This is a genomic window from Roseovarius faecimaris, assembly GCF_009762325.1.
In the GTDB taxonomy this organism is placed as follows: domain Bacteria; phylum Pseudomonadota; class Alphaproteobacteria; order Rhodobacterales; family Rhodobacteraceae; genus Roseovarius; species Roseovarius faecimaris.
The window spans coordinates 174,471-187,500 of record NZ_CP034348.1; the positions used below are offsets into that span (position 1 = coordinate 174,471).

At 59.3% G+C, this 13,030-nt stretch carries 11 protein-coding genes (1 of these 11 running past the window's edge); 9 read left to right on the top strand and 2 right to left on the bottom strand.

The window, feature by feature from the left end:
- Positions 1 to 34 precede the first annotated feature (34 nt).
- Entirely contained in the window at positions 35 to 307 is a 273-nt protein-coding gene (locus EI983_RS01165) for a hypothetical protein (protein ID WP_157705463.1), read from the bottom strand.
- Positions 308 to 569: 262 nt separating this feature from the next.
- On the opposite strand from EI983_RS01165, the gene clpB reads away from it, so the two are divergent.
- The 6 genes from clpB (at position 570) to EI983_RS01195 (ending at position 9,074) form a co-directional block, all read left to right on the top strand.
- Complete coding sequence (gene clpB, locus EI983_RS01170; protein ID WP_157705464.1) at positions 570 to 3,188, top strand: ATP-dependent chaperone ClpB; 2,619 nt, start codon at positions 570 to 572, stop codon at positions 3,186 to 3,188.
- A gap of 256 nt (positions 3,189 to 3,444) precedes the next feature.
- Positions 3,445 to 5,523 carry a glycosyltransferase family 2 protein gene (locus EI983_RS01175; protein ID WP_157705465.1) on the top strand — a complete coding sequence of 693 codons (2,079 nt, stop codon included), beginning with the start codon at positions 3,445 to 3,447 and terminating at the stop codon, positions 5,521 to 5,523.
- A 6-nt stretch (positions 5,524 to 5,529) separates the two neighbouring features.
- Positions 5,530 to 6,468 carry a hypothetical protein gene (locus tag EI983_RS01180; RefSeq protein ID WP_157705466.1) on the top strand — a complete coding sequence of 313 codons (939 nt, stop codon included), beginning with the start codon at positions 5,530 to 5,532 and terminating at the stop codon, positions 6,466 to 6,468.
- Positions 6,465 to 7,412, top strand: a complete 948-nt coding sequence (locus tag EI983_RS01185; protein ID WP_157705467.1) for a hypothetical protein — start codon at positions 6,465 to 6,467, stop codon at positions 7,410 to 7,412. Before EI983_RS01180 ends, EI983_RS01185 begins: the two co-directional genes overlap by 4 nt.
- Positions 7,413 to 7,518: 106 nt before the next feature.
- Positions 7,519 to 8,385: a hypothetical protein gene (locus EI983_RS01190; RefSeq protein ID WP_246162233.1), complete on the top strand. Its 867-nt coding sequence runs from the start codon at positions 7,519 to 7,521 to the stop codon at positions 8,383 to 8,385.
- Complete coding sequence (locus EI983_RS01195) at positions 8,382 to 9,074, top strand: class I SAM-dependent methyltransferase (RefSeq protein WP_246162234.1); 693 nt, start codon at positions 8,382 to 8,384, stop codon at positions 9,072 to 9,074. The genes EI983_RS01190 and EI983_RS01195 overlap by 4 nt, the downstream gene beginning before the upstream one ends.
- A gap of 111 nt (positions 9,075 to 9,185) precedes the next feature.
- Here the strand turns inward: EI983_RS01195 and EI983_RS01200 are convergent, their stop codons facing one another.
- Positions 9,186 to 9,665 (bottom strand): fasciclin domain-containing protein, encoded by a 480-nt coding sequence (locus EI983_RS01200; RefSeq protein ID WP_157705468.1) that lies wholly within the window; start codon positions 9,663 to 9,665, stop codon positions 9,186 to 9,188.
- 275 nt (positions 9,666 to 9,940) lie between these two features.
- Here EI983_RS01200 and EI983_RS01205 point away from each other — a divergent pair, with 275 nt between their 5' ends.
- The 3 genes from EI983_RS01205 to msrP all read left to right on the top strand — a co-directional run.
- Positions 9,941 to 11,440 carry an FMN-binding glutamate synthase family protein gene (locus tag EI983_RS01205; protein ID WP_157705469.1) on the top strand — a complete coding sequence of 500 codons (1,500 nt, stop codon included), beginning with the start codon at positions 9,941 to 9,943 and terminating at the stop codon, positions 11,438 to 11,440.
- Positions 11,433 to 12,083, top strand: coding sequence for an HAD family hydrolase (locus tag EI983_RS01210; RefSeq protein WP_157705470.1), 651 nt, complete (start codon positions 11,433 to 11,435; stop codon positions 12,081 to 12,083). Before EI983_RS01205 ends, EI983_RS01210 begins: the two co-directional genes overlap by 8 nt.
- A 103-nt stretch (positions 12,084 to 12,186) precedes the next feature.
- On the top strand, positions 12,187 to 13,030 hold the 5' portion of the coding sequence (gene msrP, locus EI983_RS01215; RefSeq protein ID WP_157705471.1) for a protein-methionine-sulfoxide reductase catalytic subunit MsrP. 59 nt of this gene lie beyond the right edge of the window; the window shows 844 of its 903 coding nt (coding positions 1–844); it begins with the start codon at positions 12,187 to 12,189; its stop codon lies off the right edge, out of view.

Sequence of the window (13,030 nt, forward strand, 5' to 3'; positions counted from 1 at the left end):
GGGTGCTTTGGCCCGGGTGCTTTGGCTCTGCTGCTCAGGCCGCGTGCTGAGGGCGATGATCCAGGGTGCTCTCCGGAGTGATCACCGGCATCCGCAGATGCATCCCCTTGTTGGGCGCGCGGTGCTGACGCCGCGCCTTTTCGGTCAGCCCACGCGCAATCACGGCAAATTCCGCGGTGATCGGAGCCTTGATATGCACCGGGTAGACAAACAGCTCGCGCTCGTCTTCGATGGTCACTTTCGTCTCAAAACACTCGAATTCAGCGTTGTAGTGAATATCGGTCAGCTGGAGCTTATACGTCTTCATTGGTCTTCATCCTTCTGCTCGGCCTCGTTCCCAAGTGCCTGTGGATAACTATGGGGATAAATGGGGATAAGCTTCGGGTTTTACAGGGGGAATCACGAAATTGTTTTCCCTCTGCGAAAATTCGCTCAAATGCACGTCTCTTTTGCGCTTAACCCCCTTGAAACTCACGTTTTCGTTACCCACCTTGGGTGCAAGGTTCCCGACCGGGGCATGCCTATATGAGGGTGCATCGACGGGGTAACGCTTATAAAAGGAGACGGCGATGGACTTGAACAAGTTCACGGAGCGGTCGCGCGGCTTTATTCAGGCTGCCCAGACGATCGCCATGCGGGAAAGCCACCAGAAACTGGCCCCCGAACACATTCTGAAAGCATTGATGGACGATGATCAGGGGCTTGCGAGCAACCTGATCAAACGCGCGGGCGGTGACCCGGCACGCGTGGTACAGGCACTTGAGCTGGCCATGGGCAAGATTCCGAAAGTCTCGGGCGATGCGGGCCAGGTCTATATGGACAGCCAAACCGGCAAGGTGCTGGGCGAGGCCGAAGAGATGGCCAAGAAGGCCGGGGACAGCTTTGTTCCCGTGGAGCGGATTTTGACCGCGCTGGCGATGGTCAAAAGCCCGGCCAAAGACGCGCTGGATCAGGGCGGGGTGAACGCTCAGGCGCTCAACGCCGCGATCAACGACATTCGGAAGGGTCGCACGGCCGACACGGCCAGTGCCGAAGACACTTATGAAGCGCTGGAGAAATATGCGCTGGACCTGACCAAGGCCGCGCGGGAAGGCAAGATCGACCCGATCATTGGCCGTGACGATGAAATTCGCCGCGCCATGCAGGTGCTGTCGCGCCGGACCAAGAACAACCCCGTTCTGATTGGTGAGCCTGGCGTGGGTAAAACCGCGATTGCCGAAGGGCTCGCGCTGCGCATCGTCAATGGCGATGTGCCGGAGAGCCTGCAGAACAAGCGGCTTTTGTCGCTCGACATGGGCGCACTTATCGCCGGGGCGAAGTATCGTGGTGAGTTCGAAGAGCGGCTGAAAGCCGTGCTGAACGAAGTGACCGCCGCGGCGGGTGAGATCATCCTTTTCATCGACGAAATGCACACCCTGGTGGGGGCAGGTAAAAGCGATGGCGCGATGGATGCCGCAAACCTGATCAAACCGGCACTGGCACGCGGGGAGCTGCATTGTATCGGTGCAACTACACTGGATGAGTATCGCAAGCATGTGGAAAAGGACGCGGCGCTCGCCCGCCGGTTCCAGCCGCTTGTGATCGAAGAGCCGACGGTCGAGGACACGATCAGCATCCTGCGCGGGATCAAGGAGAAATACGAGTTGCACCATGGCGTGCGCATCTCTGACAGCGCGCTGGTGACGGCGGCGACGCTCAGCCACCGCTACATCACCGACCGGTTCCTGCCGGACAAGGCGATCGACCTGATGGACGAAGCCGCCAGCCGTCTGCGCATGGAAGTGGACAGCAAGCCCGAGGAGCTTGATGCGCTGGATCGTGAGATCCTGCAAAAGCAGATCGAGGCCGAAGCGCTGAAGAAAGAGGACGATGCTGCCTCCAAGGACCGGCTGGAAAAGCTGGAAAAGGAGCTTTCGGACTTGCAGGAGAAATCCAGCGAGATGACGGCGCAATGGCAGTCAGAGCGTGACAAGCTGGCCTCTGCCCGCGACCTCAAGGAACAGCTGGACCGTGCACGGATCGAGCTGGAAAACGCGAAGCGGGCAGGCGATCTGGCCAAGGCCGGGGAGCTGTCCTATGGCGTTATTCCGGGTCTGGAAAAGCAGCTTGCCGATGCTGAACAGGCCGAGGAAAACGGCGTGATGGTCGAAGAGGCCGTGCGCCCCGAGCAGATCGCGCAGGTGGTCGAGCGCTGGACGGGTATTCCGACTGCGAAGATGCTGGAAGGCGAACGCGAGAAGCTTCTCGGTATGGAAGAGAACCTGCACCGCCGGGTGATCGGTCAGGATGCAGCCGTGAAGGCCGTGGCCAATGCCGTGCGCCGCGCACGGGCCGGGCTCAATGATGAGAACCGCCCGCTTGGGTCGTTCCTCTTCCTTGGTCCAACCGGCGTCGGCAAGACCGAACTGACCAAGGCTGTGGCCGAGTTTCTCTTTGACGATGACAGCGCCATGGTGCGTATCGATATGTCGGAGTTCATGGAGAAGCACTCGGTCGCGCGTCTGATCGGTGCGCCTCCGGGCTATGTCGGCTATGATGAAGGCGGCGTGCTGACCGAAGCCGTGCGTCGGCGGCCCTATCAGGTGATCCTGTTCGATGAGGTCGAAAAGGCGCATCCGGAGGTGTTCAACGTTCTTTTGCAGGTGCTCGATGACGGCGTGCTGACCGATGGCCAGGGCCGTACCGTGGACTTCAAGCAGACGCTGATCATTCTGACGTCGAACCTTGGCAGCCAGGCGCTGAGCCAGTTGCCGGAGGGGTCGGATGCGGCAGAGGCCAAGCGCGATGTGATGGATGCGGTCCGGGCTCACTTCCGGCCGGAGTTCCTGAACCGGCTCGACGAGATTGTCGTCTTCGATCGGCTGACGCGTGGCAATATGGACGGAATCGTCGATATCCAGATGGCCCGGCTGCTCAAGCGGCTCGCAAGCCGCAAGATCACGCTGGATCTGGATGACGCAGCCCGCAAATGGCTTGCCGACGAGGGCTATGATCCGGTTTATGGTGCGCGGCCGTTGAAGCGGGTGATCCAGAAGGCGCTTCAGGATCCGCTGGCGGAGGCTTTGCTGGCCGGTGACATCCTTGACGGAAGTACCGTGACCGTGAGTGCCGGTGCCGATGGCCTGATCATCGGAGACCGGGTTGGGTCGACCAACCAACAGCCGCCGCAGGATGCGGTCGTCCACTAAAGGGCCCATAAACAAAGGTGGGGTGCGTGAGATCACGCACCCTACATCTTTTTCAGAACGCCACCTAGCCAGTGAAGGGTGCGCCCTGGTTCCTCTGGCTTCACCCGTTGCATGATTGTTTACAAATTAGAGACAATTGGCCGTTTTTGACGCAGCTGTTGCGCAAATCTTTATCCCTCGCGTATATTGACCGAAAATACACGAGGCAGAGGCAATGTCCGGTAAGGGTTTTGCGACAAAAGAAAAAGTTTGAGCAATGGCAGAGCAGGGTAATCCCCCCGTAGACGGCCAGGCGATCCCGCGCTGGCTTCATGAGTTGCGTCCGGGCGGCGAGGGGCTCGGCTTCGTCGAAAAGAACCTGCGTCATTCATTGCTGTTCATCAAACGGCCCTCGACACGGTTACTGATCACTTTTGATAATCTCTCGAACGTCGGCGATACCTCGCTGGAGCGCGAGCCCTGGGCGTTCAAATTTGCGCAGGACAATGGCCTGTCGCATCTGGGTATCATGGCACATGTCAGCGACTGGTATCGCGACGCGGATCTGATTGCGCGGTTCAACCGGCTGGTGTCCGAAGGGTTTTTTGAGAATTATGACAGGGTGGTCTTTGCCGGGGTGTCGATGGGCGGCTACGCGGCCATTGCCTTTGGCTCGCTGGTGCCGGGCGCGCATGTGATCGCGATCAACCCGCAGAGCACTCTGGATCCGGATTTGGTTCCTTGGGAGACGCGCTATGAAAATGGCCGCCGCCAGGATTGGACCTTGCCGCTATCCGACGCCGCTGCGCTGACGGGCGGGCTCGGCCGGGTCAATATTTTCTATGATCCGTATCATGACCTGGACCAGAACCATATCGACCGCTTCTCGGGGGATAACGTCCACATATTCAATTGCTGGTTCTCGGCGCATAAGACGGCCGTGTTTCTGCGAAAGATCGAGGCGCTGAAACCAGTGATGCAGCATTGCATCTTTGATGAACTGACCGACTCCGTCTTCTATCGACTCTACCGCAAGCGCCGGAATTTACCTTGGTATCGCGGTTCGGTCGCGGCTTATTTCTCGGAGAAAGGCCGCGATGAGATGGCCGAGCGGTTCAGCCAGCAGTTTCGTACGCGTTTGCGCAAGAAAATCAAGTCAGGCGAACTGGTGCGCGGCGCCCCGTCTGATGAGGTGACATCGGATACCGATGAGCCCGGCCTCGAAGACGTGCCCTCCGTCTCTGAAAAGCCTGAGAAGCCCGCGCCAAAACTCTCGCTCAATCCGCCTGAGGCGCCTGCGCATGACACACGCATCGTCGCGCCCGCAGGCGGCGGGGCAAAGGCACCCGCCATGATCAAGCGCGAGGACATGGGCAGCCGTCTGATCGTGACCACGATGAAGAACGAAGGCCCGTTCATGCTCGAATGGGTGGCCTTCAACCGGGCCATCGGCTTTACCGATTTCCTGATTTACACCAATGACTGCGATGACGGGACCGACAAGATCGCGGAGCGGTTGCAGGATATCGGCCTTGCACAGCATCGCGACAACAAGTTCCGCAAAGGCGGCAGCCCACAGCGCACGGCGCTCAAGAACGCACAAAAAGAGCCGCTCTATCAGAATGCCGACTGGCTGATCTGCGCGGATTGTGACGAATTCCTGAATATCCGCGTCGGCAAGGGGCGGCTCGATGATCTTTTTGCCGCTGTGGGCGATGCCGATGCGATTTCGGTCTGTTGGAAGCTTTTCGGCAATTCGGGTCATGTCGAATACACCGAAGATCTGATTACCGAACGGTTTGATTGCTGCCTTGGCGAAGATGAGTATCCCAATTATCGCGCGCGTGGCATGAAGACGCTGGTGCGCAATAATGAGCGGTTCTTCAAACTGCGGATCCATCGCCCGGCCTTTCATCTTGATCAGGGCGATGTGAAATGGGTCGATGCGGGCGGGCGCCCGATGCCAAGCGCCTATCTCGATGGCGGCTGGAAGAGCCACGGCGCCTTTACGCATGATTTTGCGCGGCTGCATCACTATGCTGTTCGCTCGGTCGAAAGTTTCCTGGTCAAGCGCGACCGGGGTCGGACCAACCATGTGAATGACGATCAGGGCGTCAGCTATTGGTCAACGATGAACTTCAACTCGACGCGAGACACATCGATCCATGCCCGCCTGCCAGAGTTGCGCCGGGAAATGGCGAAACTGCTCGAAGACCCGGTACTGTCGCAATTGCACCGCGAGGCCTGTGACTGGCATCGGGGCAAGATCAAGGACCTGCTTGGGCGCGAGGGCTGGCCCGCCTTCCGTGATCAGATCACCGAGATCAACAAGGCGCCGGAGCTGGAAGAAAGCTGATCCGGCATGGCCAAACCCGACCCTTACGTGATTGTTCATGGCGGAGTGCACAAAACGGCGACGTCTTATGTGCAGTCGATCCTTCAGCGCAATGCGGGCAAGCTGAAAAAGAGCGGTGTCTATTACATTCACCACCGCGACACGCGAAAGGAATACACCTATCCGGCGCAGCTTAACGGGTATGAAAAGCTGGGGATGGAATACCGCCGCAAATACTCGGATGACGATCTGAAGAAAGTCTCGAAAAACTTCTTCAAGAAAGTGAAGGCCAAACCGGGCGGGCGCATCATTCTCTCGGATGAAAACATGCCCGGCCATTGCGGCCAATGTGTCCAGGCGGGCAAGCTTTATTCACGTCGCAAGGTGCTGATCCCGATCTTTGCGCAGAACATCTATTACCCCACGCGCGAGGTGCATCTGGCCATTCGCAACTATGCGGATTTCTTTGCATCCGCGTATGTCGAATATCTGCGCTCGGCCAAGGGTGACGGCGTGATGGGCGAGAACGAGATGAAGCGTGCGGTGCTTTCGCGGATGCCAAGCTGGACCGATTTCATCGCCGTGGTGCAGGAAGCATTTGGCGACGCCAAGCTGATCCTCTGGCGGCATGAGGATTTTCGCGCGTTGAGCACACGGATCGTGGGTAACCTGTGCGGACCGGATATCGACCCCGAGAGTCTTGTCATGCCGAAACGCTCGCGTGGACGGCCCACCGCGTCGCACCGAGCGGTGCGTGAACTGCTTGCCGAGATGGAGCGGATCGGAAGCGCGGCGGCGTTAGAGAAGCGCGTAGAGATACAGGAGGCCTATCCGCGTGGGCCGGAATTTCCGGGCTATGATCCCTGGACCGAGACCGAGCGCGCGCATCTGACCCGGATGTATGACCGCGATGTTGCCGAGATCAAGCGCCGCTTCGACCTGACCTTTCTGGAGCCGGAAACATGAAGAAGCAGCGCGTGATTTTCCTGCATCGGCAAGGTTTGGTGAGCGCCGGATCCAAGATCATGCGCTGTGACCAACTGCGCGATATTGCGGAGCGTTTCCTGGGCGACCGGTATGAGTTCAGTGTTCAGTCGCAACGCCCGGTGCGCAACCCCGGCATGCTGCGCGATACGTGCGCGGGTCTCGACGATGCCATCGTGATCATGCTCAAGGGCACGCCCAAGCTGTTTGGCGGCGATGGATTGGCCGAATTGCGGCGCCATGCCCGCGCGATCTGTGTCGATTACGTCGACACCAATATGGAGCTGAAATACTCGCCCTATGTCGATGTGCATATCTCGCCCTCGATTGCGGGGATGAAGATCCTGCGTCGCCTTCTGAGCGAGAAAGGCAGCGAAGTCCCGGATGCGATTGCGGCGCACCTTACTCATCATGCCGATCCACGGCTGGAGGGGATGCAGCTCAATCCGAAGGAAGAGCTGCACACGGTCTATCTGGGCAATCCGAAAAACACCGCATTGCCGGATGCGGCGGCGCCACTGGTGGAGGTTCTGCGTTACCCGTCCGACAAGGAGATCGGCCAGGCATTCGAGGCGCTGCGCGGGTTCAACCTGCATTATGCCGTGCGCCCGGACGAACAATCCTCAAGGCGAAACCTGCAAACGACAAAACCGTTCACCAAGGGTTTTGTCGCCGCGGCAATCGGGGCGAATGTGATCGCGTCGCGCTCCTCGGACGATGTGCTGAACTATCTGGGAGAGGATTATCCTTTTCTTGTGGGTGAAACGAGCGAGGCGGAGGTCCTGCGTGTTCTGGCCCTCGCGAAAACGATCTACGGAACGAAGGACTGGGACCGCGCGACCGAGCGGATGCGTTATGTGCGCGATGTGACCTCACCGGCCAGTGTGGCCCATGAGCTCGATCTGATTCTGAACCGATTCGCATGATTGCTAAGGCCCCGTGAACCAGCTAGAATCACCCCATAACAAGCGCCAGAAGGCGCGGTATGAGGCAGCAGCGCCGCGACGAGCGGCCGGTATCGGGACAGGTTAAATGAGTACCCCCTATCATATCGCCATGCTCTGGGTCGAAGGCCCGCTGAGCTATGTCGAACAACTTTGTGTTCAGAGCTTTCTGGATGCGGGCCATGACGTCACGCTCTATCACTATGGCGAGGTGGAGCGTGTCCCCGAAGGCGCGGCCAAGGTGCACGGTCGCGAAATTCTGGACCGGGACGAGTTCATCAGTCATGGACGCACCGGGTCGATGGCGCTGTTTTCGGATGTGTTCCGCTATCACATGCTCTCCAAGCTCGATCGCACGATCTGGGCGGATACCGATGCCTATTGCATGCGCCCCTTCAACACCGAGACCGGTCATTTCTATGGCTGGGAAAGCGAGCACCACATCAATGGCGGTGTGCTGGGCTTTCCGCAGGACAGTGAGGCACTGGCAGGCCTTCTGGAAATGTCTGGCGACGAATACGGCATCCCGTTCTGGTACAGCGATGGGGCCAAGGCGAAACTTCAGGCCAATATCGATGCGGGCCATCCAACCCATGTCAGCGATCTGCCTTGGGGGGTCTGGGGGCCACACGCGGTGACAGCCTGGGTGCAGCGGACCGGTGAAGACAAATATGCCTTCCCGCGCGAGGTGCTCTATCCGATCCCGTTCCAGAACCGCCGGCATATGGTCAATGGACGAAAGCGGGCCATGGCCGAGAACTGGCTGTCCGACAAGACCCTCTCGGTTCATCTTTATGGCCGCCGTATCCGGCAGTTTCTGGCGAGCCGTCCAGGCGGGTTGCCGGATGAGGGCGGGTTTGTGGACCACCTGTTGAAGAAGCACGGGATCGACCCGCACGCCGCGCCCATTCCGGTGAAGACAGCCGAGGTTGAAAAGGAGGCCGAGCAAGGATGAACATGATGAAGACCAAGGCGGAGAATCTGACCGACCTCGCCGATCGCTATGGCTCGGACAAGGGTTCGACCAAGCATCGCTATACCGAGCTTTATCACATGCTGTTTCACCCCTACCGGCAGCGCAAGATCACCTTTCTGGAAATGGGCCTGCTTATCGGTGGCCCGGAACATGGTGTCGACAAGGATCGTGAAACCAATGATTGCCCGTCGATTCGCATGTGGCTGGAGTATTTCCCGAAGGCGGAGATTCACGGGCTCGATGTTTCGGACTTTTCCTGGTTCGAACATGACCGTTTCACGTTTCACCGCTGCGACATGGACGTGCGAGAGGAGATTGCCAAGGTGGCCGGGGAGATGCCCGCACCTGACATCATCATCGATGATGCGAGCCATGCCAGCCACCATCAGCAGAACGCGTTTCTGGAGCTTTTCCCGAAGCTGGTTTCGGGCGGTCTCTATATCATCGAGGATTTGCGCTGGCAGCCAAAACCCTATGAGAAACCCGGGATCACCAAGACAGCGGCCCTTTTCCGCAGCTTTCAGAATGACCGGCGCTTCAGTCATTCGGACCCGGCAGTGGCCGAGGAGTTCAACGCGCTGATCCCCGAGATTTCGGCCTGCATCGTAGAGCCGGTGCGCTATCAGAAGCACCGCCGGGATCAGGTGGCAGTGATCCACAAACGTTAGCGCCAATCAGAATTTGAGAAATTCTGTGCGAGAAAATGGTCATTTTCTCGGACGTTTTCTGAATCAGAAAACGGCCCCCGTCGGAGGCCGTTTCCCAATGTAGGTCGACGATCACTTGGGCATGATCACCGAGTCGATCACGTGGATCACACCGTTGGAGGCTTTCACGTCCGCCGAGACCACATTGGCCCCGTCCACGGTCACGCCGCCATCAGTCATGATCTTCACTTCGCCACCCTGCACGGTGGCTGCCGTCATGCCGTTGCTCAGATCGCTCGACATCACTTTGCCCGGCACCACGTGATAAGTCAGGATGGCCGTCAGCTTGTCCTTGTTCTCGGGCAGAAGCAGCGATTCCACCGTGCCTTCGGGCAATGCTGCAAAGGCCTCGTCCGTGGGGGCAAACACGGTGAACGGGCCATCCCCCTTGAGCGTATCGACAAGCCCTGCAGCCTGGACCGCGGCGACCAGCGTGCCGAAGCTTCCTGCGCTTACAGCCGTGTCCACGATATCCTTGGAGTTGCTGCCAGCGAAAGCCGGGCCCGAGATCAGCGCGGCGGCGGTGAGGGCAAGGTAAGTTCTGCGAAGCATATTCAGTCTCCTTTTGATGCTTTCTGTTCAATGCCGGTCTGGCAATGACAGGGCTTACGGGGACTGAGCGGCCCCGGATCAGCGGGGATTCCCGCCGATCCCAGTTGACCAGGAAAAGGCGCGCGCTAAGCCAGCGACTTCAGCGTTTTCCAATCACATCAATGTGATGGTTTCGCTCTGAACATCAGCCTGCGCCGAACCTGAATTCAATGTTGTGGCGCAGGACGCGTCGGGGAATAGTAAACGGAAGATCCAGCGCTTTGGAGGAATGCGAAATGGGATATGCAATGCAGGTGCTTCAGGTGCTCGCCCTCCTGTTTGTATTTTTGCTGGGGGTGGCCGTCTTGACGGTGCTGCTCTTTTACATCCTCGACCGCACGCAAACCGGCGATGCGATCCGCCGAAACTATCCGGTGATCGGACGGTTCCGGCATCTCTTCACGTCGCTGGGCGAATTCTTCCGCCAGTATTTCTTTGCCATGGACCGCGAGGAAATGCCGTTCAACCGGGCGCAGCGGGATTGGGTGGCCCATGCCTCAAAGGGGTCGGGTAACACGATCGCCTTCGGCTCGACCCGTAGCCTCAACGTGCCGGGTACGCCGATCTTTGTACCTGCCGCCTTTCCGCCGCTCGATGATCAGTTCGCCGTGACCGAGCCGATGCAGATCGGGCCGACGGCAGCTATTCCCTATATGGCCAAATCGATCTTCAATATTTCGGGTATGAGCTACGGGGCCATTTCCAAGCCTGCGGTCGAAGCGCTGAGCCGGGGCGCGGCGAAGGCGGGCATCTGGCTCAATACAGGGGAAGGGGGCCTGTCGCCCTATCACGAGCTTGGCGCATGCGATGTGGTTTTTCAGATCGGCACAGCGAAATACGGCGTGCGCGACGAACATGGAAACCTGAGCTATGAGAAGTTGCGTGAGGTCGCGGCTAGCCCGGTGGTCAGGATGTTCGAGCTGAAGCTTGCGCAAGGGGCGAAGCCCGGGAAGGGCGGGATCCTGCCCGGTGCCAAGATCACGCCGGAGATTGCGCACATCCGAGGCATCCGGGAAGGCGAGGACAGTATTTCGCCCAACCGCCACAGGGAGGTGAACGACTTCGGAGAACTGCTCGATCTGGTCAACCACATCCGCGAGGTCACCGGAAAGCCGGTAGGGTTCAAGACGGTGATCGGGTCCGCCGATGCCTGGGCCCCGTTTTTCGAGTTGATCGCAGAGCGGGGCGAGGACTGTGCACCGGATTTCATCACAATCGATGGTGGCGAAGGCGGCACAGGTGCGGCCCCGATGCCGTTGATGGATCTCGTTGGCCTGCCCATTCGCGACGCTTTGCCCCGGATGGTGGATATGCGCGACCGGCACGGGTTGAAGGAGCGTATCCGCATCATTGCCGCCGGGAAACTGGTGAATCCAGGCGATGTTGCATGGGCGATCTGCGCGGGTGCTGATTTTGTCACCTCGGCACGTGGCTTCATGTTTGCCCTGGGCTGTATCCAGGCGCTGAAATGTAACAAGAATACCTGCCCCACTGGGGTCACCACACATGACCCGCATTTGCAGGCCGGGCTCGTCGTCGAAGACAAGTATGAAAAGGTGGCCCATTACGCCAAATCGGTGATCAAGGAGGTCGAGACCATCGCCCATTCGGTGGGCGTGGCGGAGCCCCGGCTGATGCGGCGCCGGCACGTGCGGATCGTGCAGGCGGATGGCAGCTCGATCCCGATGAACAAGATCAGACCCAGCTATAACCCGGCGTTGCATCCGCATGGGTGATCTGCCGGGGGCTGTTCTGTTCGATTGCGATGGGGTGCTGGTGGACAGCGAGACGCTCGTTCTCCCTCTTTTGCGCGATGACCTTGCAACATATGGCCTGGACTTGTCGCTCAACGAGGTGACGGAGATTTTCGTTGGCGGCACGATCGCGGGTGACGCGGATCAGGCCAGAGCCCTCGGTGCCGCGCTGCCCGAGGATTGGGTGGCGCGCTTCTACAAGAAGATGTTTGCAGTGCTGGCAGAGCGGGTTGAGCCCATCCCCGGAGCCGGGCCGCTTGTGGAGAGCCTGATCGCGGCGGGTGTCCGGCTGGCGGTCGCCTCGAACGGGCCAATGGCCAAAATGGAGATCACCCTGAGCCGGTCGCGGCTATGGGACAGGTTCGCACCGCATATCTACTCGGCGCATGACGTGGCGCGTCCCAAACCGGCGCCCGATGTGTACCTGCATGCGGCGGCACGGCTGGGGGTTGCCCCGGCCGAGTGCGTGGTTGTGGAAGACAGTGCCTCGGGTGCCCGGGCAGGGCGGGCCGCGGGGATGAGGGTCATTGGCTTTGCCAGGGTTGGCCAGCAGACTGAACTCTCTCCATATTGCGATGCTGTGGTGCGTGACATGGGCGAACTGGCAGGGGTTCTGGGACTGTGAAGGATTGTTACAACACGCCAAAGAGATCGTGAGGCGAGTTGTTTTGTCTACGGCACCGCCGCAGTCTAGATCTGCCTGGAGTTAAGACAGAAGGAGCCGCCTCATGGCCTATCGCTGGACGAATGACCTGAAAGAACGCGACGTGACCGATGAGGGCCTTTGGCTGAACCGGCGACAACTGATTGCGGGGGCAGGAGCCGGTCTTGGCCTTGCCACATTCGGCTTGCCTGTCAAAGCAGACGCTTTGGAGCCGACAAGCTGGGAGGCGATCACCAGCTATAACAACTATTATGAGTTCGGCACGGGCAAGGATGATCCGGCGCGCAACGCGCATACGCTTACGACAAAGCCCTGGACTGTGAAGATCGACGGGCTGGTGGACAAGCCGGGCGATTATGATCTGGACGATATTCTGTCGAAGATGACGATTGAAGAACGCATCTATCGCTTCCGCTGTGTCGAGGCGTGGTCGATGGTCGTGCCGTGGAACGGGTTTGAGCTTGCCGATCTGCTTGATATGGCCGGTGTGCAGTCGGGCGCGAAATATGTTGCCTTCCAAACGGCGAACCGCCCCGACGAGATGCCCGGGCTCGCCTACCCTGTGCTCGACTGGCCCTATGTGGAGGGGCTGCGGCTCGATGAGGCGATGCACCCGCTGACCATGATGGCGACGGGAATTTACGGCAAGGACATTCCCAACCAGAACGGTGCGCCTATGCGCCTGGTGGTGCCGTGGAAATACGGCTTCAAGTCGATCAAGTCGATCGTGCGGATCACCCTGACCGCCGATGAGCCGCCGACAAGCTGGAACAAGGCCAACGCCCGCGAATACGGCTTCTATAGTAATGTGAACCCTCAGGTGGATCATCCGCGCTGGTCCCAGGCCTCCGAGCGGGTGATTGGCTCTGGTCTCTTCGCCAAGCGGCAGGAGACGCTGATGTTCAACG